Origin of the sequence: Granulicella sp. S156 (assembly GCF_009766105.1) — a bacterium.
Classification (GTDB): Bacteria; Acidobacteriota; Terriglobia; order Terriglobales; family Acidobacteriaceae; genus Granulicella.
Genome location: NZ_LMUH01000022.1, coordinates 407313 through 429010 on the forward strand (window position 1 = coordinate 407313; position 21698 = coordinate 429010).

The window sequence follows — 21698 nt, forward strand, 5'->3', positions numbered from 1 at the left end:
GCGGGCTGTTGCTAGTTCTATCTAATTCCAAATGCGATTGCCCTATGCGACACAGGCTAATGACTGCGACCCGGCCTTCAACTACCCCGAATCTGCTCCAGAATCCCATCCCACAGCGCCAGACGTGCCTCAATCGCCGTCTCCGCTGCCGTCGCTGCGTCCTCCCACAACTCAGGGTCGTCTCCACACAAATCCGCCACCATGCGCAGCGAGAGCGGTCCGTGGTCTTCACCATCCACTTCGATATGCCGCTCGAGGTACCAGACGAACTTGCCGAATCTTCCCGGCTGTTTTTCGTTCAAGTCCCTCACCAGTTCGCGAAAGATATCCGGAATCACATCTTCTCGCCCGAAGGTAAACGCCGCAGCCAGGGCAGGCAGCTTCGCCTCACGAATCAACGCAAACGTCGCCTCGACAAATTGCCGCGCAGCTTCTGGAGCAGACCCAGCCTCAATCAGAAGACCACGAGGGACGCGCTGTACGAGTTGCCGGATCGGAGTCGTATCCGCACCACACTCCTCCATCGCCTCCAGATACACCTCGAAGTGGCTCACAGCGCGGCCTTCGAACTGATCGCTCTCTTCTCCCAGAACGATCTCATTGACGAAGCGGCGGCTCTCCGGCCAACGCGTTGGAACCCACGGCACCGTCACGCAGGTCAGTTCCTTCTGCAAGGCTTTCAGCAGAGACATAAAATCCCACACCGCAAACACGTGCGACTCCATGAAGAGCCGCAGATGCTCCGGAGTCTGGATCGCCGCATAGAGCGGATGCCGTGTAAGCTGTTCACGAAGCGGGGCAATTCTAGCTTCGATTCCATCGATAGAGTTGGCGCTGAGCAGTACGTTCACTCTTCCATTATCTATCGCTGCGAGCAGTGATTTCCATCGTTCGATAAACGAGCGGCTTCACTCCAATTAGCGAACCTGCGGCGTCGCTTCCGGGCCGAAGAAGCGTTCGATCTGCTGGGCGAGGCCTTCGAGCGCTGGGCGGCGCGGCGCTAGCGTTGCGTCGTTCAGTCCGAAGCTCTTGCGCCAGATGTCTTCGAGGATGGGCAGCAACTTTGCCGCAAGCAGGTTGGCGGTAGGAAAGTGCCGGATGGCGGCGAAGAGTTGTTCCTCTTCGGGCTCGTACTCATCGGCGGGCGAGCCGTCGGCGATGTGGCCTTCAGGATCAGCCTCACGCATGAGGTCTCGGATCGACTCCAGGTCAGGAGGTGGTGGCCAGGGCTTCGACATGCTTAGGCAGGCTCCTGTTGGGTCATACAGTGGAGTGCGCCCAGGCCCCAGATGAAGTCGGTGCAGTGGATACCGGTGACCGTGCGCGTAGGAAAACACTCCGCGAGGGTGTTGAGCGCGATGCGGTCGTTGGGGTCGTTGAAGGTGGGAACCAGGACGAGGCCGTTGGCGATGTAGAAGTTCGCGTAGCTCGCGGGCAGGCGCTGCCCCTCAAAGTGGACGGGCGCAGGCATAGGCAGCGTCTTGATGGTGAAGGGCCGGCCTTTGAGGTTGCGTGCTTGGTGCAGGCGCTCGAGATTCTCGGCGAGCGGCAGGTGGTTCTCGTCGGCGGTGTTGGGTTCAACGGCCGTAAGGATGGTGTTCGGCGCAACGAAGCGTGTGATGTCGTCGACGTGGCCGTGGGTGTCGTCGCCGGCACAGCCGCGGTTGAGCCAGATCACCTTCTCGATCCCAAGGTAGTCGTGGAAGGCCTGTTCCAGTTGCTCGCGCGAGACGTCGGGGTTGCGCTGCTGGACCTCACTAAGCAGACACTCTTCAGTAGTAAGCAGGATGCCTTCCCCGTTGGTGTCGATGCTGCCACCTTCAAGGACAAGGCGTTTGGCTTTGCCATCCTGAAGAATTACTTCCGGCTCGAAGCTGGTCATGCCGTAGAGCTTTGTTACATGTTTCGGGATGAGGTCGTCGTTTCGCCAGTTGTCGTACTTGGCCCAGGCGTTGAACTTCCAATTGGTCAACGCCACTTCGCTGGCTTGCTGACTCGCTGACTCGCTGACTTGCTTCTTCACGAAGATCGGGCCGGAGTCGCGGAGCCACACCCGATCCGTGCGCCAGTGATGGAAGTGCAGTCGCGCGAGGTTCGCGTTCTGGCGGCGCAGCATGCTCGTCGCACGCTTTTCGGAGGCGAGATCGTTGACGAGGATATGCACGTCTTCGACCTGCGAGAGGTGGCGGACGATCTCGCTATAGACCCAGGGAATGGGTTGGAACTTGCCGGGCCAGTCTTCGGGATTGTGGGGCCACGCGATCCAGGTAGCGGCGTGCGGAGCCCACTCAGCGGGCATGCGGTAGTGATTCTGGGAGGCGGTCGCGTTCTTTGTCATCAGTTGGTCGAGTAAAAAGTGTACGTGGCCTGATAAGGAACGTGGAGGACGACATTCACGTTATTCGCGTCACAGCCGGCGGCAGGAGCCTTGCCGGCCTGCGTGTCCGATCGGCGCACAAAGGTGACACCCGTGAGCGCACCTGTGACTGTGCCAGTGGAGTGAGTCTCGAGCAAGAGCCAGGGGATGCTTCCGGGGTCGATGGAGGGACTCGTCTGCAGCACTTTGCCGACGATGGCGCTGCCGTCGCTCCACGTCCAGGTAGGGCCTGCGCTATGCGTGCCCACCTGCTGGCGAGTAGCAGGATCGAAGAGCCCTGCTACGGGTTCTTCAAAGACCCATTGGAAACCGCCATTCACGGCTGAGCAGTTGTAGTTTTGCACGCCATGACCCGCCACCGTGAAGCGAACGTGGGCGTTGGCAGGAGGCAGCGTTGGGTCCGGGGTTTGAGGCAGAGCGGCGAGCGCGAGCAGTGCGATAGAGAGAATCATTTCAGAGTCAGACTCCAGTCTTGAAGGCAAAGTTAGCCTCGTCTATTGAGTGTAACGACAGAAGCGATTCTTCTACAGATGTAGGGCGTGTCATCAAACTTAGCTCCAGGTTTTAGCTAGGTTTTTGCTTTGAAGGGGCGAACGGCTTAATTCGCCGTCGGTGTCTCCACATGTTCCACCACGAGGACCTGGACCGGCCCTTTCTCCGAGTCCAGCTTCAACCCCAACTGCTCCTGCACTGCCGTGAAGATGGACGGTGGCGGGTCCGGAATCGGCTCACCATTGAGCTTTGCCGGTCCCTCGTCCGGGGTCCAGCGCAAGGTCACGTCGAACCGCCCTGGGATGCCGGTCTTATCGACCACTACGCGTCCCACAGCCTTCGCCAGCTCTCGTGCAAGACCGTCCGTGGTTACCCCCTCCGCCACGAGCTTTCCGTACGACCCTGAAATCTTCAGCCCGTTCGACTTCGTCTCTTCCAGCTTCGATCCGCCCTTAGCCACCATAAGGGCATAGATTGGAAGCTCCCTGGTCTCAGGGTGGCTCGCCAGCTTGAACCGTTCTACCAGAAGCGCCTGCACCATCTGCCGCTTTCGCAGCCTGCCCTCGTCAGAGCTAAGCTTGTGCATCTGTTCCTCGGTGGCGTCGTCCACCTTGGCGTCAATGTCGAAGGTCTGCGAAGCGGCGGGGCCAGCAACATTCAGGATCTGGGTCTCCGGCAAGCCAAACGCGAACTGCAACAACCCTTTTAGCGAAACATTAACCGTGCGAAAGCTACCACTCGTCGACGAGCTGTAGATATGTGACCGCCCGTCACCGCCGCCGTTGTTCAACTTCACCGAGGCGACGTCAAACTTCGGCGCAGTAACGGAGTCTGCGACTGCCTGTCCTGCTGCGATGGGCAAAAGACTCGTGCAGGGCAAAAGCACAAGAGCCAGCCAACGTCCCGGATACATCCATGCGCTGTTGGTCATAGTCTTCCCTCTCATGCTGTCTATGCTTGAGACGTATTCCAAGGGCGAGTGTACTAACGCGAGTTTTGCCACTCACGAAAATCTTTAAGATCATCTGGACTTAGCTCAAGTAAAACTTCAGCCAATTCGGGAGATCCTTTGCCAACAGCCATTGCACCCAAAGCGCAGTGGAGGAAGCCTTTATCCCACGGCCGGGCTGCGACGGCACAGACAAGATGCGGCAATCTTTCGATAGCCTGGGTATACGATGCCGATAAAGCATCAGGGACAGATACATTTTTGCGATGCCGGCAGATTTCAACCCATGCAGGAAACTGGAAAAAGGAACCAGATGCTCGTTCCGGTGCGAGAGCGAGCACTCTGACAACATGTGGGACGGCCGCAAACGAAGCTGAATAAACATCGCCTTGATGAGCGAGTGCACTCCACAGAGAGAACCACGGTTCGGCACGCCCCCTATCGGAAGGGAATGTCTCGAGCTGGCTCAGTAGCCCAGGAATACCAGAGGCTTCTCCATAGGCATCTACGAGGTTCGACCACTCCGGGCTTTCAAGACTGAGCATCTCTTACCTCGCCCTTTGCTTTAATCCAGGAACCGGCTCGTAATGCCACCATACGCGTCGATCCTGCGATCGCGCAGGAAGGGCCAGTGCTGGCGTGTGATCTCAACTTCCCTTGAATCAAGGTCGGCGTAGAGAATCTCTTCCTTGTCGTGCGAGGCTTTAGCGAGGATGCGGCCGAAGGGATCCGCGATGAAGCTGCCGCCCCAGAACTCGAGGCCGCTGGCGGGGGTGTGGTCGCCGGGGCCTTCCATCAGGACGCCGTTGTGCTCCACGTCGCCGTGCTCGTGGCCGACACGGTTGACGGCGCAGACGAAGACGCCGTTGGCAATCGCGTGGGCACGCTGGATGGTCTGCCAGGCGTCATACTGGCGCTCACCGAACTCAACCTTCTCGCTGGGATGCCAGCCGATGGCGGTGGGAAAGAAGAGCGTCTCGGCACCCTTGAGCGCGGTGACGCGTGCCCCTTCGGGATACCACTGGTCCCAGCAGACGAGTGTGCCGATGGGGCCGGCGGAGGTCTTCTGCGCCAGAAACCCGAGATCACCGGGTGTGAAATAGAACTTCTCGTAGTAGAGCGGGTCGTCGGGAATGTGCATCTTGCGATAGATCGCGGCGATATTATCCGGCGCGGTGCTGGTGTGGTCGAGAATGGCGGCGGTGTTGTGATACAGCCCCGGAGCGCGGCGCTCGAACAAAGAGGCGATGACGACGAGCTTGTGCTCGCGAACGACTTCACTGAGCGCGGCAGTGGAAGGGCCGGGGATGGACTCGGTGATATCGAAGAGCGCGTGCTCTTCGCGCTGGCAGAAGTACTGCGCGCGGAAGAGCTCCGGCAGGCAGATGAGTTTGGCCCCATTCTCGGCGGCCTCGCGCACGCGGGCCACGGCCTTTGCGAGGTTGGCCTCGGTGGAGGGGACGCAGGACATCTGGATGAGGGCGACGCGGGTGGTTTTAGACATGGACAATACTCGATTCTGATGCGCTCTGCAGTCGCCCAACGAGGCGACCGCTCAATATAAAGTCGTAGGATCTTCCCGTCGCTTCAACTTCGCGAAGCATTCCGTGAAAGTGACGCTGGGCTGTGATGACGTCTATCGGATATGTCGAGCGAAGAACTTCGTTGCGCTCAATCATGTGCTCCAGCAGCAAATCCCTTTTCATGATGTTGTCTCTAGAGTTCTCCGACTCACAGGATAAGGCAGCCTCCTTAATTTGATGTTACTCAAGAACGATGGATTCGCACGGCTCCAGCCCCGAAGGGGCTGCCCATCATAGCCCAGGGTGAAACCCTGGGTTACGGGGCACTGTAAAAAGCAGAGCCCTGAAAGGGCGATCTATCGAGGCTGCACCCATAGGTCGCCCTTTCAGGGCTCAGTCACCCTCTTGGCACAAAACCCAGGGTTTCACCCTGGGCTGTGATGGGCCGCCCCTTCGGGGCTAGATCTCGTATCACTCCACAGTTCTTGCGTAACGTTGAATTCTAAGAATATTTCACTGGCTTCGATCTACTTATCCTCGAACAGCAAAATCGCCGCGGCAATGGTCGTCGTCCATCTGCCGTTTTTGTCTCCGACGGCGGATTGAGTGACGTTCGCGGTGCGGACGATCTTATTGGAGATACGGTAGATCTCCTTCTTCTCGTCCCAGCTCTTGTCGGGATCGAAGTCGACGTCGAGCGTGGTGGCGAGCATCTCGGCGGCCAGCTCTTCCGCGTAGTCGCCGGCTTGGTCCTCGGTTTCGCCGAAGCTGTGGTGCTCAGAGAGGTAGCCGTAGGCGTTCTTGTCCGAGGGGATGGCGACGCCGATGGAGCTGGCGACGAGGCGATGGGCCTCGCGCGTAGAGTTCTCCGCGACGACGGCGAAGACGACCTCGCCGGGGTTCAGGAACTTCAGTCCCTCTTTGCGCGGAATCAGCTTGCAGTGCGGCGGAAAGATGGAGGACACGCGAACCAGATTCTGTGCGGCGACCCCGGCGTCGCGCAGCGCCATCTCAAACGAGGTCAGGCGCTCTTTGTGCTTGCCAACGCCCTTGGTGAAGAACAGGCGCGTGGGAACCATATTTATGCCCAATTTTTGAACCCTCCAGTGTGTTGCCGGTGAGTCTTGTCGCCAGCTGGGGCGGAGACGGGAGATACCCAGCCACAGGAGAAAAATTATCGCACGTCAGAAGCAGATTCCCCTTTCGAATCAGGGCAAACGCCTCTAAATTTCAACCAGCACCCAGGAAGAACAAGCAACAGCAAAAGCCTTAACGCGGAGGACGCAGAGGTTTCGCAAAGGTCGCAGAGGGTGTCGTAGCCGCCTTTGCGTTTTCCTCTGCGCCCTCTGCGTCAAAGCTTTTTGGCTGTCTGCCACGAATTTGTTGAGAAATAGGATGGGTTTGCCCTGCCGCTCAAAATACAGGATGGCGGCGAAAAACAAACGGCAAGAACGCAATGAAGACGATGTTGCTTGACGATGAATTTCTGCTAACTTTAGATGTGGCCCAAAGTTTGCCCGCGGCCGCGGTAATTTGTTCCCCCTGCACCGTTCTTGCCTTGCAAAAATCCATCACCCGGCAGCGGAAGCTGTCCTCAAGGAGTGCCATGTCGAGCGAATTTCGCAACTTTCTGGAATTGTCCTACGAAGAACTGGAAGACCTGAACCTGAAGGCTAAAGACCAGCGCAAAAAGCGCGTGTCTGCTGAAGTTATCCAGGAAGAGCGCCTGAAGTACCTTACCGATACACCGGGCATCAAGGCTGTGACCGTGCTCTTCTCCGATCTCGAAGGCCGGCTGCACATGCTCGACTACGACAAGAAGTTCCTGGTCAAGAGCTATGACAACCTGACATTCGACGGCTCTTCGATCCGCGGCTTTACGGCGCAGCGCGAGAGCGATCTTCGCCTCGGCCTCGACTGGAGCGCTTTCTACTGGACGCCAGCCGACGTGTTCGGTTCCGGCAAGGTGCTGGTGTTCGGCGAAGTGATCGACAAGAACGGCGGACACTACTCGGGCGATCTGCGCGGCGTGCTGAAGAGCTTTGCCAACGAGCAGTTTGAGAAGAATGGCTACACGCTGAATGCAGCCAACGAGATCGAAGGCTTCCTCTTCGACGGTATCGACGCCGAGCGCACGTTCCACGAGACGGGCAAGTTCGAGTACGTCAACCAGGGCGGCTACTACCACTCACTGCCGGGCGACCCGCTGCGTGAGTTCATCGATACAACCGCTGAAGTGCAGCGCGCGATGGGCTTTGAGAATGAGAAGGATCATCCTGAGGTTGCTCCCTCGCAGTTCGAGATCAACTACTCGTACGGTGATGTCGTGGCGGCTGCCGATCAGATCCAGCTCTACAAGCTGATCTGTCGCCAGGTTGCGACGCAGATGGGCATGACGGCGAGCTTCCTGCCGAAGCCTGTTACAGGCGTGAACGGCTCGGGCATGCACACCAACGTTTCGATCACCAACAAGGCCGGCAAGAACCTCTTCTGGGACCCGAAGGGCGAAGAGAAGGTCTCGAAGTTTGCATGGGGTTTTGTGGACAAGATCCTCACCCACGGCAACGACCTCTGCCTGCTGCTCAACGCCAGCGTGAATGCGTATCGCCGTCTCGATCCTCACTTCGAGGCTCCGAACCAGATCAAGGCTTCGGCCACCGATCGCGGTTCGATGGTGCGCATCCCCATCGGCAATGAGAAGTCGGCGCGCGTTGAGGTTCGTTCGGTTGGACCGGATGCGAACCCCTACATGGTGCTGCACTCGATCTTCAAGACCGGACTGCAGGGCAACACGTCGAAGATCAAGAACCTGCGCCAGGCTGAGCGGTATCTGCCGGACAACATCTACACCGCTCTCGAAGACTTCCGCAATGCGGAATGGACGACCGAACTGCTGGGCGAAGACGTGAAGGCACGCTACGCCGATCTGAAGCAGGCCTCGGCAGACCGCTCCGCGCGGCTTCTGGGCACCATCGTCAAGCCGTCGGAGATTCAGTTTCACCACGACGTGTACAACCAGCTGCTGTGGGGCCAGTTCTAAATACCTTCGCTGCAGATACAAAGCGCCCCGGCTTCGGCTGGGGCGCTTTTTTGCGTTTAGGGACGGCGGGCGTTTACCGCTCAGCACGGTAGTAAATCGTTGCCAGGCGTATTTTGCCGGTGATACGTTGGCGGCATCTCGAATAAGGGGACCCACGCGATGCAGATCAGCTACAACGACATTCCAGTACCCAGCGACGGACAGGCGATCGAATACAGCAACGGCAAGTACACCGTTCCCGATCATCCGATCGTTCCATTCATTGAAGGCGATGGAACAGGCCGTGATATCTGGCGGGCGTCGCAGCGCGTGTTCGATGCGGCAGTCGAGAAGGCCTACGGCGGCAAGCGCTCGGTGAAGTGGTTTGAGGTACTGGCGGGTGAGAAGAGTTATCGCAAGACGCAGAACTGGCTGCCCGACGACACCGTAAAGGCGACGGTGGACTTTCGCGTGTCGATCAAAGGACCGCTGACGACGCCGGTCGGCGGTGGCATCCGCAGCCTGAACGTGGCGCTGCGACAGTTGATGGATCTGTACCAGTGCGTGCGTCCGGTGAAGTACTACAGCGGCGTGCCAAGCCCGGTAAAGCATCCGGAGCAGCTCGATGTGGTCATCTTCCGCGAGAACACGGAGGACATCTATGCGGGCATCGAGTTCCGCGAGGGGACGCCGGAGGCCGCGAAGTTCATCGCATTTGTGAACGACGAGATGCTGAAGGGCACAAAGAAGAAGGTGCGGCTGGACTCCGGCGTAGGCGTAAAACCAATCTCAATCACAGGCTCGAAGCGCCTGGTGCGCGCGGCGATTCAGTACGCGATCGACCACAAGCGCAAGACCGTGACGCTGGTGCACAAGGGCAACATCCAGAAGTTCACCGAGGGCGCGTTTCGCGAGTGGGGCTATGAGGTCGCAACCCAGGAGTTTCGCGAACACACGGTGACCGAACGCGAGAGTTGGATTCTGGGCAACCTGGAACAGAATCCCAAGCTGACACCCGAGGAAAACGCCGCCCTGGTCGAGCCCGGAATCGAGTTTGCCGCGAAGGAGTTCGGCGAGAGCATCGTGCAGGAGGTGCGCGATGTAGTGGCGAGCATCGGCGCAACGCATGGCAATGGCCAGTGGAAGAATAAGATCCTGATTAACGATCGCATTGCCGACTCAATCTTTCAGCAGATCATCATTCGTCCTTCGGACTACAGCGTGCTCGCGACGACGAACCTCAACGGCGACTACATCTCCGACGCCGCGGCAGCGCAGGTGGGTGGGCTGGGAATCGCGCCGGGAGCGAACATCGGCGATGGCTATGCGGTCTTCGAGGCAACGCATGGAACGGCGCCGAAGTATGCGGACAAGGATGTCATCAATCCGGGGTCGGTCATACTTTCTGGCGTAATGCTCTTCGACTTTCTGGGCTGGAACGAGGCGGCACGGCTGATCGAAAGCTCGATGGAAAAGACCATTCAGCAGAAGTTTGTGACGTATGACTTCGAACGGCAGATGCAGGGTGCGACGAAGGCCAAGACGAGTGAGTTCGCCAACCGGATGATTGAGAATATGGGGTAATTACAGACGTTCAAACGTGAATGGGTTCACTAGTGGCACATCGAAACGCACGAAATCACGGGTGTTTCGTGTCGCCACGGTGAGTCCGTTGACTTTTGCGATCGCAGCTATCATCGCATCTGCCATCAACTCCATGGCTTGCTTCTCCATGAGGCGTGCAGCGAGACGCGCAGCCGCTGCATCGAGCGAAAGTATAGTGCTTCCTCCGGCTATTCGGTCAATCCAGAAGTCGAACTCCTGGGCACGCACAGGATCCTGCAGGCGCAGCTTCTCTGTACCGATCTGTAATTCAAAAAGAGCTATCGTTGGTGTAGCAAACGCGTCGGTTGGGTAGGCTTGCATCCAAGCCAACACGCCTCCATGTGGTCGTGGTTTACGAAGCTCGGAGATCACGTTTGTGTCCAGCAAAAACCTCAAAACTTCACCGGCTTTCGCATCTTCCAACTGCCGCGAGGCGGAATAGGCAGATCCCCTTGTGGACCAGACTGGAGAATTTCAAGAAGCGTCGGTTTCTTCGACTGCTGGCTCTGTTCCCATTCCTCAAAAGAATGGATCACTGCGGTCTTCACTCCGCGTTGGGTGATGATCTGTGGGCCTTTCTTCTGTGCGATATCGATCACTTCGCTCAACTTTGCCTTCGCTTCCTGTAGTTGCCACGTTGCCATCCAAACACCCCTGACTAGTTACCTGACTAGATTAGCACTTATGGAAGGGATTGGTCGGTTAGCGGTCGATGGTCTGGCCGCCGGAAGGTATCATTAAAGGGACGACACGCAAGAGCCTGCGACCGCGGGCGCTACGGGCGCCATACTCTTCTGGAGATTTCATTCACCATGCGTAAGAAAGTCACTATTGTCGGAGCCGGCAACGTCGGCGCTACTGCCGCTCATTGGATTGCAGCAAAGGAACTCGCGGACGTTGTGCTGATCGACGTGATCGAAGGCGTGCCCCAGGGCAAGGCGCTGGATCTGCTGCAGGCCATGCCCATCGAGAAGCGCGATTGCGCGATCCTGGGCACGAACGACTATGCCGATACCGCGAACTCCGACATCGTTGTGATCACTGCCGGCATTGCACGCAAGCCCGGCATGAGCCGCGACGACCTGTTGAACACCAACTTCAAGATCATGAGCGATGTGGTCGAGAAGTCCGTGAAGGCTTCTCCCAATGCCATCCTCGTTATCGTGTCGAATCCCCTCGACGCGATGGCGCAGACCGCCTTCAAGAAGGCCGGGCTGCCGCGCGAGCGCGTGATCGGCATGGCCGGTGTGCTCGACTCCGCGCGCTTCCGCACGTTCATCGCGGAAGAGTTGAAGGTGTCGGTGGAGAACGTTACAGCGTTCGTGCTCGGCGGACACGGCGACACGATGGTGCCGTTGTCGCGCTACTCGACGGTGGCCGGCATTCCCATCACGGAGCTGATCGAGCCCACGCGGTTGAAGGAGCTGGAGACGCGCACAGCCAATGGCGGTGCGGAGATTGTGAAGCATCTCAAGACGGGATCGGCGTACTACGCGCCTTCGGCGGCGGCTGTGGAGATGGTCGAGGCAATACTGAAGGACAAGAAGAAGATCCTTCCGTGCGCCGCGTATCTGCAGGGCGAGTACGGCATCAACGGGCTGTACGTTGGTGTGCCGTGCAAACTGGGCGAGAAGGGGCTGGAGCAGATCATCGAGATCAAGCTCACGGCCGAGGAGCAGGCTGCGCTAAACAAGAGTGCGGAAGCGGTGCGCGAGCTGTGTACCGTGATCGGCGTCGCGTAAGCAGCGCATGATGTGCTGAAGCACGAAGGGCTCGCCTAGGCGAGCCCTTCGTGCTTCTGGCAAACAAACTAGCTGCGGTTGATCGTGACGCTCTCCAGCACAACCGCCGTCTTGGGCCGGTCCATGCCGTCGCGGGCGACCTTGCTGATCTTCTCGACGATGTCATACCCCTCGGTAACTTCGCCGAAGATGGTGTGCTTGCCGGTGAGCCAGCTGGTATCGGTGACGGTGATGAAGAACTGCGAGCCGTTGGTATTGGGGCCGGAGTTAGCCATGGCGAGTTTGCCTGGAGCCTTGAAGTGGTGTGGGCTGCCTTTGGTCTCGTCGGCAAACTTGTAGCCGGGGCCGCCCATGCCGTTGCCTTCGGGGTCGCCGCCCTGGATCATGAACTCGGGAATGACGCGGTGAAAGACGGTGCCGTCAAACAGCTTGGCGCCCTTCTTCGAGCGCGAGTTCCACTCTTTGGTGCCTTCGGCCAGACCGATGAAGTTGGCGACCGTCTCGGGAGCTTCGGTCTCGAAGAGCTTACAGACGATGGTGCCTTCGGAGGTCTTGAAGGTTGCGGTAGTGGGCATTGGTTCTCCTTACGTTTGTTAGTTGAGGATTGGATGCTTTGCGAGGTCTCGCGGTGGTTTCTTTCCAGCAACGAGCTACAAGAAAATCAGCTGCGAGGAAGGGCGTATTGATTCCCTTACTTGGGCTGGGGCTGGGCCGCAGGTTGTGGGGCTGCAGGTTGGGTGCTGGCAGGCGCAGCCCCTGGAACAACAGGCTCCGGTGGAAGGGGCTTGCCGTCGGGAACGATCGTCACTTTGTTCATGACAACCGGGGTAAGAGGCTTGTCCTCGGCGTTGCGTTCAACGCGAGCGATCGAAGCGACGAGCAGAACGGTGTGCGCGTCACACTGGCCGAAGATTGTGTGCTTGCCGTTGAGATCCGGAACCGGACCTTCGGTGATGAAGAACTGCGAGCCGTTGGTGTTGGGGCCGGAGTTGGCCATGGCCAAGCGGCCAGGGACATCGAAGCGAAGCGCGGGTGAGAACTCGTCCTCAAAGTAGAAGCCGGGGTCGCCGGCACCAGTTCCAAGACGGTCTCCGCCCTGGATCATAAAGTTGGGGATGACGCGGTGAAAGGTTGTGCCGTCGTAGAAGGGCGTACCGGTAATCTTCTTCTGCGTCGTAGAGTCGGTCCACGTCTTCGTGCCCGTGGCGAGTCCGATGAAGTTGGCGACAGTAGCAGGCGCTTCCTTGTCGAAGAGCTTGCAGGTGAGCCGGCCCATCGTGGTATCGAAGACAACGGTTGGGCCTGTGGGCTCAGCAGGTGGCGCGTCATGCGCGGTCGTGCTGGGTGCGTCAGGTAATTGGGCCGGAGTCGTGGCCTGTGCTGAAGAAACCTTGGCTGCTGTGGCTGAGAGGACGAGCGAGCAGAGGAGGGCTGGGAGCTTGAGGTTCGCGAACGTCATTTCAGGTATAAGGCTACTCCGAAGAGGCGGACAGGGCAAAGGCGCGACTTAGGAATAAGAGGCCATTTCGGATTCCATGTAACGTTTCTATGGCATCGTATATCCCATGTCTCAGGAGGATTCAATCGTGGTCAAAAAGGCAATCTGGGTGATGTTGAAGGCGAAGCCGGGCAAAGAGGCAGAGATAGAGGCGTTTCTGAGCCAGGGTGCTTTGTTGGCTAAGGAAGAACCGCTCACGGTGAACTGGTATGGAGTCAAGATGGGGCCAGGTGTTTATGGTGTGTTCGACACGTTTGCTGGCGATGAAGGCCGCGATGCTCATCTGAGCGGCGAAATTGCGAAGGCATTAATGGCGAACGCGCCAGATTTGTTCTCGAATGAGATACGGATTGAGAAGATGGACGTTCTGGCGTCGAAGTAGAACAAGCAACGGCAAGGGCCTTTTAACGCAGGGGGCGCGGAGGTTTCGCGGAGGTCGCGATGGAAACCGTGGCGACCTCCGCGAAACCTCCGCGCCCCCTGCGTTAAGGCTCTTGCTCTTTTTCCGCCGCTGCCTGGACATCGGCGAAGACACGAAGGAGATTGCCGCCGAGGAGCTTCTTCATCTGCTCCTCGGTATAGCCACGTTGCAGAAGTGCGGCAGTGATCTTTGGCAGATCCGCGGCGCTGGCGATCTCCGCAGGCAGCAGCGCAAAGCCGTCGAAATCCGAGCCAATGCCGACGTGGTCGATGCCCGCCACCTGGGCGACATGATCGAAGTGGTCGATCAACGACTCCAGTGGCGCAAGCGGTATGGGATGCTGCGCGTAGAACTCGCGGTCGACCGCAAGAGGAACCGCATAGGGAACGGGCTCACCGCGTTCGAGATAAGGAGCAGCCGCGGCCGCATAGAGTGGTTCGCGTTGCGGCTGTGTTGCAGACCAGGCGGTGCGCCAGTTGTCGTCGATGAACGAAGGATAGAAGTTCACCATCACGACACCGTTGTTGGTCGCGACGGCGCGCAGCTGTTCGTCGGTAAGGTTGCGCGCTGAATCGGTGAGAGCCCGCGCGCTGGAGTGCGACGCGATGATAGGCGCGTGTGTTGTCTGCAGCACATCCCAAAAGGTTTTGTCGGACACGTGGCTCACATCGACCATCATGCCGAGGCTGTTCATCTCGCGGATCACGCTGCGTCCGAAACGTGTAAGCCCATCATGGTGCTGCACGCGGGGATCGTTGAGGTCGCCGGAGCTATCGGCCCACTCGTTGCTGTTGGACCAGGTGAGCGTCATATAGCGCACTCCCAGGCGGTGATAGACGCGCAACAGGCCGAGATCGGCTTCGATCGAATGTCCGCCTTCAATCCCCAGGAGCGCACAGAAGACGCAGTCCTGATGAGCCTGCACGATGTCTGCAGGCGTAAGGCCGAGACGCATCGTGGTGGGGTGTTTGCGAAGCTGCTCGTAGACGCCGTCGATGAGTTGCAGAGTACGGAACGCGTAGCGGCCACGCCACTGAGTAGGCTCCACCCAGATGGCAAGGAACTCAGCGGAGAGGTTGCCCCGCCGCGCACTCTCGAGGTTCAGCATGCCTCCGCCCAGCGGATCGGAGAAGTTCCAGCCCTCATCCACAAAGCGCTGCGGAGTATCGGCGTGGGTATCGATGACGAGAGTGGAGGCGTGAAATTTTGCGGGATCTTGCATGTGATTGAGACCGCAGGTGTTGTGCTGGCTGCGAGGCTTGATTGTAACAATGCGGAGAAATTCATACTGGAGGAGACGGCAACCCGCGAGCGATGCAGGCCATCTGTCTAGGGCAGAGGTGATTTATGGGAATTGGCGTAAATGCAACCAAGACAGCATCACGACCTTCGCATGAAGCGATCGAGGACACTGGTGGCAACCCGATCACCGGGGCCAGAACTCCGACGGAACGCATCGACCAGGCAGCGATGGAGAGCGCCAAGCGCGCGCAGAATCGGGAGCACGCTAACGAGACGAAAGATCCGGGAAATTCGATCTTTACGAAATAGATCAACATAAAACAGGATGGCAGTAATCCATGTAGCAGATGGATATGTCAACAACGAAGCCCCGCTTGGTGCGGGGCTTCGTTGTTGCTGTGCTGTTCCTGGTTTTTGCTTTTCTGGTTACGGCTCTAAAACGCCGCTGCCCCAGCCTCTGCAACGCTATGATCCTGCTCACCAGAGCCACCACTCACGCCGATAGACCCAACCACTTTGTCATCCTGCTTGATAGGAATGCCCCCGGCGAAGATCATGACCTTGCCATCGTTGGACGCATGGATACCGAAGAATTGGCCGCCGGACTGTGAGTGGGCTGCGAGTTGGCCCGTTTCGATGTCGAAGGCACGCGAGGTCCAGGCCTTCTTCTGAGCGATATCAATGGAGCCCAGCCAGGCATTCTCCATGCGCTCGAAGGCAACCAGGTGGCCGCCTGCGTCGGCGACAGCGATGCACATGGGCTGTTTGATCTCCTCGGCCTTCTTGGTGGCGGCGGCGATGATGCGGCGGGCGTCGACGAGTTGCAGAGTCTTGACGATGTTGCTCATGTTAAGAAGTTCTCCTTCAGCTAGTAACGTACGTCAGACGATTGGATGCAAGGACAAGGTTTCCACCGTTGACCTTCCCGGTCTTTTCTCACCAAAAGGTCGTCTATCGGATACTCTTTCCAGAGTATGTCCGACTTCCCTGCCGCCGACACAGACTTCATGCAACTCGCCATCGCCGAGGCGCGCGCCGCCGAGATCGCGGGCGAGGTCCCTGTCGGTGCCATCATCGTCTCGCCCACGGGGCAGATCGTCGGACGCGGCAACAACCATGTTCTCCGCACCAACGACCCCACAGCCCACGCCGAGATCGTCGCCCTCCGCGCCGCCGGCCTCGCACTCTCCAACTACCGCCTCCTGACACCGGAGGGCGGCTGCACGCTCTACTGCACGCTTGAGCCCTGTGCGATGTGCGCGGGAGCCATCCTGCACGCGCGCATCGCCCGCCTCGTCTTCGCCGCACGCGACCCCAAGGCCGGTGCCTGCGGATCTGTGCTTTCCGTAATGAATCATCCCGCACTCAACCATCGCGTTGAGGTCGTCGAAGGCGTGCTCGCCGAAGAGTGCAGTGCCATGCTCACCAATTTCTTTCGCGCTCGCCGGGCATCGCAAACCTCCAGCAACCAGTCCGCATCAGACTTGTTGACGGAGGGCAACACCGATGGCAACCCGTAAAGCTCCCGCAAAGAAGTCCGCTACGAAGAAGTCAGCCACGAAAAGGTCCACCACCCCACCTTCGCGCCGTTGGTCCGCCAAAGTCGATACCGACTCCACACATCCCGACCACGAACTCTTCCTGCAAAGCGCCCCGAAGATCGCCCAAGCGCTCGCCACCAAGCGCGTCTCGCCGAAGGGTCCTGCCTCGGGCATGCAAATGCTGAACTTCTATATCAACCGCGCCGGGAAGAACCTCTCCAAAGGGCGTATAGCTACGTTGGAGCGGGCGAAGGATCTGCTCTCCGACATCATTGCGAAAGCAAAGGCGCCTGCAAAGAAATCAGCTCTGAAGAAGGCCGCCAAAAAGAAGAGTGCGTCGAAAAAATCGACCGCACGCTAGCGGCGTGTTATCGATTTCTGCCATCGTTCCACTGCAGGGTGCTACAAAAACCTTGACGCAACGGGCGCGGCGGAACGATGGCAATTGAATGACACGCCTGGGAGCCACCCCAACGCTGGACGTGACTCGTCTCCATCAATAATTTCTATTCAAAAAATCCCGCAAAGATTCCAGCCGAAAACTAGCATCACCCACTTCAATCCCCAGGAGAAGCTGCGTGCTGCTGAGCTGATTGCGAAAATCCAAAGCAGCCGTAGTATCCGCGTCGTTCACCAATTGCAGGCTCTTCTCGATCTGCTGCGACTCCTGCTGGAGGGATTTGAGCCTGTTCTCCTGCGCGGCGATGTTGTCCGTAACCTGTGCGCGCAGTACATCCATATTTCGGACAACATCGCCCTCCTGCACCTTCTTCCAACCCGCATACGCATCGACCGCACGGTCCAGATGCCGGTCAATCGCACGGCTGGCGAAGTTATACGTCGCAGTCACCTCTCCGTAAGGTTCCACGCTATTGGCTACCGGATTAATCTGCTGATGGGCGCCCACGGTAAGCGCAACGTCCCAGTTGTTTTGGCGCGCAAGCTTGTCCTGCGCCTTCTGCTCAGCAATGTCGGTGGCCTGCTTGTCGGCCACCTGCTGCTTGAGCGACTGGGCCGCAAGCTGCGGCACATAGAGAGCCGCGATCTTCGACTGCGTATCCGCGCGATCCGCTTCGAGCTTGATCCTGTTCACCTGAAGCTCCAGAAGCATGGGGCGGGTCATGTTCTGGGCTTCCACCATCTTCGAACTCTTGTCGATAAGATCGTCAAGCGACTTCATCGCCTGCTCAATCAGATCGAGGCGGTGGGTAAGCGCCTGCTTCTCGATGCTGGGGAGCGCGTATTGAAGATATTGCTGGACGCCCGTCGTGGCCTTGTAGAGATCGCAGTTCTTGCGCGCGGCATCGACAGTGATCCCGGCCTTTTTATAGCTCGAAAGGCTAAGCGACGCACCCGCGACGAGTTGCGTGGGAAGGCCGGTCTCGGGCTGGGTGAACGCACCAAGCGCATTGGGCGTACGCAGCAGATCGCTCTGCGCCGCGGCCTGCTCAGCGAGATACGCACAGTAGGCCTGCGGGTCGTTCTGGAGATTGGATTGGGGACTGGGCTGGCCGGTCTGGGACGTTGCATAGGCCGATGCGAACAGCAGCGCGGCGGTGACAGAGATCGTATAGCGACGGGACATTCTTTCTGCTCCTAACACTCAGAACAGCAACGGCTTGCGGCCAAGAAATACGGTCTGCGACTTCGCCGAGTTGGGATGCGAGAGATTCATCTGGATCATCAGACCGCGCACCTGCGTCTTGAAGATCGGATGCGTGATCTGTTCTTCTCCCAGAAATATCTGTTTCACCGTACCGACCTTACGGCACAAGACCATATTGAAATAGCAGTCGTAGATCGGCGAACCTACTTTGGCGTTGGCCTGATTGTCATAAGGCACAAACGCGAAGTAGAGCCGATTGGTGCCGGTGGCGTTCAGGTAATAGGGGCTCTGCTTGGCCGTAGCTATGGCCTGGCGCAGACTCTCGACCTGGCGATTGTCTTCCTGCAACTGTTTCTGTGCGACGTTGATGGCGACATCCAGCTGGGCAATCTCGGAACGGAGTTCAGCCTGCTTCTCCAGCACATCCAGCGACTTGGTGCCGATCGTGGTTTTGTCGAGGATGCTGTCGGTAAGCATGACCTCGCCGATCTTGCTGTCGGTGTACGAATCCTGTGCCTGGTTGATCGCCGCAACCTGCGTGGCGGCGTCTCCCTTGGTAATCAGTCCAGCCGCAAGGTCTTTGTGAATCTGGTCCTCTACCTGCTGGAGCTGGGTTAGAACCCGCTGTGTCTTAACGTTGTCACCCTGCTTCTGCGTGTCGAGCGTGACCAACTCTGGCCCTGTAGAACGATCGTGTCCGCGTTCCCGAAGGATCGCGTGCTCCAATTCGGGGTCGAGTGCCTCCAGCGACCCGCGATGCTTCGTCATCTCATCAAGGCTGCTCTGCTGTCGAGTGACATCCACCTTGAGGTCTTCCAGCGTCTGCTTGCTAAGAACAAGCTTCTGCAGGAAGTCGAGACTCTTTTCATCGGAAGCCGAGAGGATGACAGGCGCGCACCAGGTGCCGTTGACCGCATAGAAGCCCATGACGAAGGCGTAGGTAAGAATGCCTCCAAGCACCGCATAGAGCACCACGACGGCGAATATCCGATAGAGCGTGATGATTGACTTGTAGAGAAAGGACTGCCGGCGCGGAGGCGCTGCCGGAGTAGTCGGGAGCGTATCGGAGAGCGGTTCAGGAAGCGGGTCCTGACGCGGGTCTGGAAGGGAATTAATTGCCGGCGTTGCCAAGAGGCACCTCTTGTTGTTTGGTTCGTGTGCCCCAATCGGCAGAGTCCATAGTGAGAAGCGCGAGAGGGGTGATAAAGAGCGTACTGACGATCGACCATGCAATATAAGCGCCGAAGGCCAGCGGATGTTTGAGTGTCTCGGCTGGGCTGTACTTGCTGATGACCCAACTGAAGACACAGGCAATGCCGAGGTACAGCACGAGCGGCATGGGCCCCGTCCAGGCGAGAGGATCAGTGGTGAGCATCGTAACGATCACCAGCAGAGCGACGATAGCTCCCAAAGGTGTGAGCACAAGGGTAAACACCGTGTTCGGATGCAGCTTCCAGACATGCTGCGGCAGCGTCCTGAGCGTATAGAAGAGGTCTCGCACGATGCTGCGCCGCCAGCGAAGCTGCTGTTTGAAGAGAACGGAGAGCGTGGTAGGAACGGTTGTCCAGCAAAGCGCGTCGTTGTTGATGTAGGTCCCGTAGCCGCGGAGCAGCGTTTGGTGGGTGAGAAAGCGGTCTTCCCCCTGGTTGACCGGTATGCCGAACCAATGGCGCCCGCGGATCGCAGGCTCAATTTCGAGCAACAGCTCGCGTCGAATGGCAAAGAGGCAACCGCTGATGCAGCAGACACTGCGAGTCCAGTTCTCTGGAATCTTATAGAGTTCAAACGCCGTGTAGTAGATGATCGTCTGGATGACCGTGATCACACTGTCGTTGGGATTGCGCACGCCAACACGGCCTCCCACCGAACCGATACCCGGCTCCGCAAAGCAGGCGGTGAGCTCGCGAATGCAATCGGGATGAAAGATGCAGTCGGAGTCGATCGAGATAATCACCTCTGCGCTGGAGTGCTGTAGAGCATTGCAGACGGTGCGGGCCTTACCGCAGTTGACTGCATTGCGGCCAGTTCGGATACGGATATTGGTGAAGTCGCGCTGGGCCTTGAGCATCCACTGATAGCTGTCATCGACGGAACAGTCGTCCTGCGCTATGACCTCAAAGAGGTCCGTGGGGTATCTGCTCTTACTAATGCTCTCAATCGTCTCGTAGACGGTCTTGCCTTCGTTATAGCAAGGCAGGAGAACACTCACCGTGGGCGTCCAGGTGTAGTCCTTCCTGGCCTTCGCGCTCGGGAAAGACCACTTGAGAATAAGCCCCATGAGGTACTTCACGACGGAGATCAGGAGACATAGAAACATCACCAGCCAGAGAAGTATGGGTGCCACGTGACCGCCTCATTACTGTGTAACGTGTTTGTACTATACAAAATACGTACCAATAACAAATCTGGCTTCAATAAATTGTCACCCCGATTGCAAGAAGTCCAGAAGAACCCATTTCCTGCATCCCGCGAAGCCTCAACGCTCAAGGAGCGACACGTCCCCACACTGCAAGGAAAAGACTGCGTCAAAAAATTGACCTGTTAGCTATATCGCAGACACTGGTATCCTTCGTTGCATAAAGCTCCTACACAGTTCCGGGTTTTAAAAGGACGACCTTGACTGATCTCACCCCGTTCCCCGCTGGCGATCCGTCGGTAAGGATCGACACCCCACAGCCTGGCCAGATTGGCGCCCTCTGGCACCGTCTCATTGCGTTTTTCATAGACGCCATCATTCTCTTCGTCACCGGTACTGCCATCGCACTCCCGTTGTCCAGCACATTCTCCCGGCTAGGCCTTTGGGGACGGTTGATCGGTTTTTGCATCGCCCTTTTCTACCTGGCAACTCTTAATAGCGAGCTGGGAGGGGGACAGACGGGCGGAAAGCAATTGATGCGCCTGCGGGTTGTCGACTCGCAAGGACGAACGATCTCCTTTGGAAAATCTCTTGTTCGATATTCCATACTCGCAATTCCCGTCTTTCTTAACCGGCTACCAGTCCCCATCAGTCGAGCGCCAGGAATCATCACTTTTTTCCTGAGTGTGGTCATCTTCGGTATTGGCGGAGCCACACTTTATCTTGTGCTCTTCAATGGGAATACCAGGCAGGGACTGCATGATCTCGCAGTCGGAAGCTATGTGGTCGAAGCGGACATAAGCGGCCCTGTGAGAGTGCGTCCAATCTGGAAGCCTCATTGGGTCATACTCGCTCTTCCTTTACTGGTTTCGGGAATCTTTGCAATGGTTACGTACAATTGGCTGGAGCAGAATGGCTCTTTCCCCGAAATCATGCAGGATATAAGACTGGTCGAAGGTGTTGATGGAGTCGAAGCCTCGAGCGTGATGACAGGGACACAGCACTTCGCAAGCAGTGATGAAATCAAAACTATCTTTACGGTAAATGTCGTTTGGAGAGGACCCTGCCACGAAGAACGGTCCCATGCAGGCCATATTGCAGAGCTACTTCTTCAACGCGACCCGAGGATAGAGGAATACGATTTACTCCAGATCGGTGTCACTTGCGGCTACGATCTCGGTATCGCCAGCCATCAGATAAGCCGCAATGTCACGCTCTCTCCATCGGAATGGCAGACCTACCTTGATAATCCTATAACCTCCGACGACGATGCAGCCCTGGGTAATCCGTAGCCGATGTTCGTACTGCTGCATCCTTCAAATTTGCA

26 protein-coding genes are annotated in these 21698 nt (G+C 57.9%); 8 read left to right on the plus strand and 18 right to left on the minus strand.

Annotation, left to right across the window (positions count from 1 at the left end):
- Positions 1-77 precede the first annotated feature (77 nt).
- From GSQ91_RS17385 to GSQ91_RS17425, 9 genes are all read right to left on the minus strand, one after another.
- Positions 78-851 carry a DUF3050 domain-containing protein gene (locus GSQ91_RS17385; protein ID WP_158823021.1) on the minus strand — a complete coding sequence of 258 codons (774 nt, stop codon included), beginning with the start codon at positions 849-851 and terminating at the stop codon, positions 78-80.
- 66 nt (positions 852-917) lie between these two features.
- Positions 918-1238 carry a hypothetical protein gene (locus tag GSQ91_RS17390; RefSeq protein ID WP_158823022.1) on the minus strand — a complete coding sequence of 107 codons (321 nt, stop codon included), beginning with the start codon at positions 1236-1238 and terminating at the stop codon, positions 918-920.
- Positions 1239-1240: 2 nt separating this feature from the next.
- The gene (locus tag GSQ91_RS17395) at positions 1241-2338 is read right to left on the minus strand and encodes an agmatine/peptidylarginine deiminase (RefSeq protein WP_158823023.1); all 1098 of its coding nucleotides are present in this window, start codon (positions 2336-2338) and stop codon (positions 1241-1243) included.
- Complete coding sequence (locus tag GSQ91_RS17400; RefSeq protein WP_158823024.1) at positions 2338-2829, minus strand: DUF3455 domain-containing protein; 492 nt, start codon at positions 2827-2829, stop codon at positions 2338-2340. The genes GSQ91_RS17395 and GSQ91_RS17400 overlap by 1 nt, the downstream gene beginning before the upstream one ends.
- Before the next feature lie 146 nt (positions 2830-2975).
- A complete protein-coding gene (locus GSQ91_RS17405; protein ID WP_254064665.1) occupies positions 2976-3815 on the minus strand; it encodes a TIGR03435 family protein in 840 nt (279 codons plus the stop codon).
- A gap of 38 nt (positions 3816-3853) precedes the next feature.
- Positions 3854-4363 carry a hypothetical protein gene (locus tag GSQ91_RS17410; protein ID WP_158823025.1) on the minus strand — a complete coding sequence of 170 codons (510 nt, stop codon included), beginning with the start codon at positions 4361-4363 and terminating at the stop codon, positions 3854-3856.
- Between the two features lie 20 nt (positions 4364-4383).
- Positions 4384-5322, minus strand: a complete 939-nt coding sequence (locus GSQ91_RS17415) for a carbon-nitrogen hydrolase (RefSeq protein WP_158823026.1) — start codon at positions 5320-5322, stop codon at positions 4384-4386.
- Complete coding sequence (locus GSQ91_RS17420) at positions 5315-5524, minus strand: hypothetical protein (RefSeq protein ID WP_158823027.1); 210 nt, start codon at positions 5522-5524, stop codon at positions 5315-5317. Before GSQ91_RS17420 ends, GSQ91_RS17415 begins: the two co-directional genes overlap by 8 nt.
- A gap of 344 nt (positions 5525-5868) precedes the next feature.
- Positions 5869-6432: a pyruvoyl-dependent arginine decarboxylase gene (locus GSQ91_RS17425; RefSeq protein WP_254064666.1), complete on the minus strand. Its 564-nt coding sequence runs from the start codon at positions 6430-6432 to the stop codon at positions 5869-5871.
- A 515-nt stretch (positions 6433-6947) separates the two neighbouring features.
- Here GSQ91_RS17425 and GSQ91_RS17430 point away from each other — a divergent pair.
- Positions 6948-8381 carry a glutamine synthetase family protein gene (locus GSQ91_RS17430; RefSeq protein WP_158823028.1) on the plus strand — a complete coding sequence of 478 codons (1434 nt, stop codon included), beginning with the start codon at positions 6948-6950 and terminating at the stop codon, positions 8379-8381.
- A gap of 159 nt (positions 8382-8540) precedes the next feature.
- Positions 8541-9944, plus strand: coding sequence for an NADP-dependent isocitrate dehydrogenase (locus tag GSQ91_RS17435; RefSeq protein ID WP_158823029.1), 1404 nt, complete (start codon positions 8541-8543; stop codon positions 9942-9944).
- On the opposite strand, the gene GSQ91_RS17440 is transcribed toward GSQ91_RS17435, so the two are convergent.
- Together GSQ91_RS17440 and GSQ91_RS17445 are read right to left on the minus strand one after the other, a co-directional pair.
- Positions 9945-10388, minus strand: a complete 444-nt coding sequence (locus GSQ91_RS17440; protein WP_216845301.1) for a PIN domain-containing protein — start codon at positions 10386-10388, stop codon at positions 9945-9947.
- Positions 10358-10609: a type II toxin-antitoxin system Phd/YefM family antitoxin gene (locus tag GSQ91_RS17445; protein ID WP_158823030.1), complete on the minus strand. Its 252-nt coding sequence runs from the start codon at positions 10607-10609 to the stop codon at positions 10358-10360. Before GSQ91_RS17445 ends, GSQ91_RS17440 begins: the two co-directional genes overlap by 31 nt.
- Positions 10610-10777: 168 nt before the next feature.
- Between GSQ91_RS17445 and mdh the strand changes: the two genes are divergently transcribed.
- Positions 10778-11707 (plus strand): malate dehydrogenase, encoded by a 930-nt coding sequence (gene mdh, locus GSQ91_RS17450; RefSeq protein WP_158823031.1) that lies wholly within the window; start codon positions 10778-10780, stop codon positions 11705-11707.
- Between the two features lie 68 nt (positions 11708-11775).
- On the opposite strand, the gene GSQ91_RS17455 is transcribed toward mdh, so the two are convergent.
- Positions 11776-12282: a peptidylprolyl isomerase gene (locus tag GSQ91_RS17455; RefSeq protein WP_158823032.1), complete on the minus strand. Its 507-nt coding sequence runs from the start codon at positions 12280-12282 to the stop codon at positions 11776-11778.
- 116 nt (positions 12283-12398) lie between these two features.
- Positions 12399-13166, minus strand: coding sequence for a peptidylprolyl isomerase (locus GSQ91_RS17460; RefSeq protein ID WP_158823033.1), 768 nt, complete (start codon positions 13164-13166; stop codon positions 12399-12401).
- 127 nt (positions 13167-13293) lie between these two features.
- Between GSQ91_RS17460 and GSQ91_RS17465 the strand changes: the two genes are divergently transcribed.
- A complete protein-coding gene (locus GSQ91_RS17465) occupies positions 13294-13587 on the plus strand; it encodes a putative quinol monooxygenase (RefSeq protein ID WP_158823034.1) in 294 nt (97 codons plus the stop codon).
- 103 nt (positions 13588-13690) lie between these two features.
- On the opposite strand, the gene GSQ91_RS17470 is transcribed toward GSQ91_RS17465, so the two are convergent.
- Positions 13691-14848 (minus strand): dipeptidase, encoded by a 1158-nt coding sequence (locus GSQ91_RS17470; protein ID WP_158823035.1) that lies wholly within the window; start codon positions 14846-14848, stop codon positions 13691-13693.
- Between the two features lie 125 nt (positions 14849-14973).
- Between GSQ91_RS17470 and GSQ91_RS17475 the strand changes: the two genes are divergently transcribed.
- The gene (locus GSQ91_RS17475; protein WP_158823036.1) at positions 14974-15177 is read left to right on the plus strand and encodes a hypothetical protein; all 204 of its coding nucleotides are present in this window, start codon (positions 14974-14976) and stop codon (positions 15175-15177) included.
- 125 nt (positions 15178-15302) lie between these two features.
- Here the strand turns inward: GSQ91_RS17475 and GSQ91_RS17480 are convergent, their stop codons facing one another.
- A complete protein-coding gene (locus tag GSQ91_RS17480; RefSeq protein ID WP_158823037.1) occupies positions 15303-15716 on the minus strand; it encodes a heme-binding protein in 414 nt (137 codons plus the stop codon).
- Between the two features lie 126 nt (positions 15717-15842).
- Here GSQ91_RS17480 and tadA point away from each other — a divergent pair, with 126 nt between their 5' ends.
- Positions 15843-16388 carry a tRNA adenosine(34) deaminase TadA gene (tadA, locus tag GSQ91_RS17485; protein ID WP_174240702.1) on the plus strand — a complete coding sequence of 182 codons (546 nt, stop codon included), beginning with the start codon at positions 15843-15845 and terminating at the stop codon, positions 16386-16388.
- Entirely contained in the window at positions 16375-16770 is a 396-nt protein-coding gene (locus tag GSQ91_RS17490; RefSeq protein ID WP_158823038.1) for a DUF3175 domain-containing protein, read from the plus strand. Before tadA ends, GSQ91_RS17490 begins: the two co-directional genes overlap by 14 nt.
- Before the next feature lie 135 nt (positions 16771-16905).
- Here GSQ91_RS17490 and GSQ91_RS17495 read toward each other — a convergent pair whose 3' ends face one another.
- Genes GSQ91_RS17495 through GSQ91_RS17505 form a run of 3 tightly spaced genes read right to left on the minus strand, consistent with a single transcriptional unit; the run spans position 16906 to position 20359 of the window.
- Positions 16906-17994, minus strand: a complete 1089-nt coding sequence (locus GSQ91_RS17495; protein ID WP_158823039.1) for a hypothetical protein — start codon at positions 17992-17994, stop codon at positions 16906-16908.
- 18 nt (positions 17995-18012) lie between these two features.
- A complete protein-coding gene (locus GSQ91_RS17500; protein WP_158823040.1) occupies positions 18013-19146 on the minus strand; it encodes a hypothetical protein in 1134 nt (377 codons plus the stop codon).
- The gene (locus GSQ91_RS17505; protein ID WP_158823041.1) at positions 19127-20359 is read right to left on the minus strand and encodes a glycosyltransferase family 2 protein; all 1233 of its coding nucleotides are present in this window, start codon (positions 20357-20359) and stop codon (positions 19127-19129) included. The genes GSQ91_RS17500 and GSQ91_RS17505 overlap by 20 nt, the downstream gene beginning before the upstream one ends.
- 272 nt (positions 20360-20631) lie before the next feature.
- Between GSQ91_RS17505 and GSQ91_RS17510 the strand changes: the two genes are divergently transcribed.
- Positions 20632-21663: an RDD family protein gene (locus GSQ91_RS17510; protein WP_158823042.1), complete on the plus strand. Its 1032-nt coding sequence runs from the start codon at positions 20632-20634 to the stop codon at positions 21661-21663.
- Positions 21664-21698: the final 35 nt, after the last annotated feature.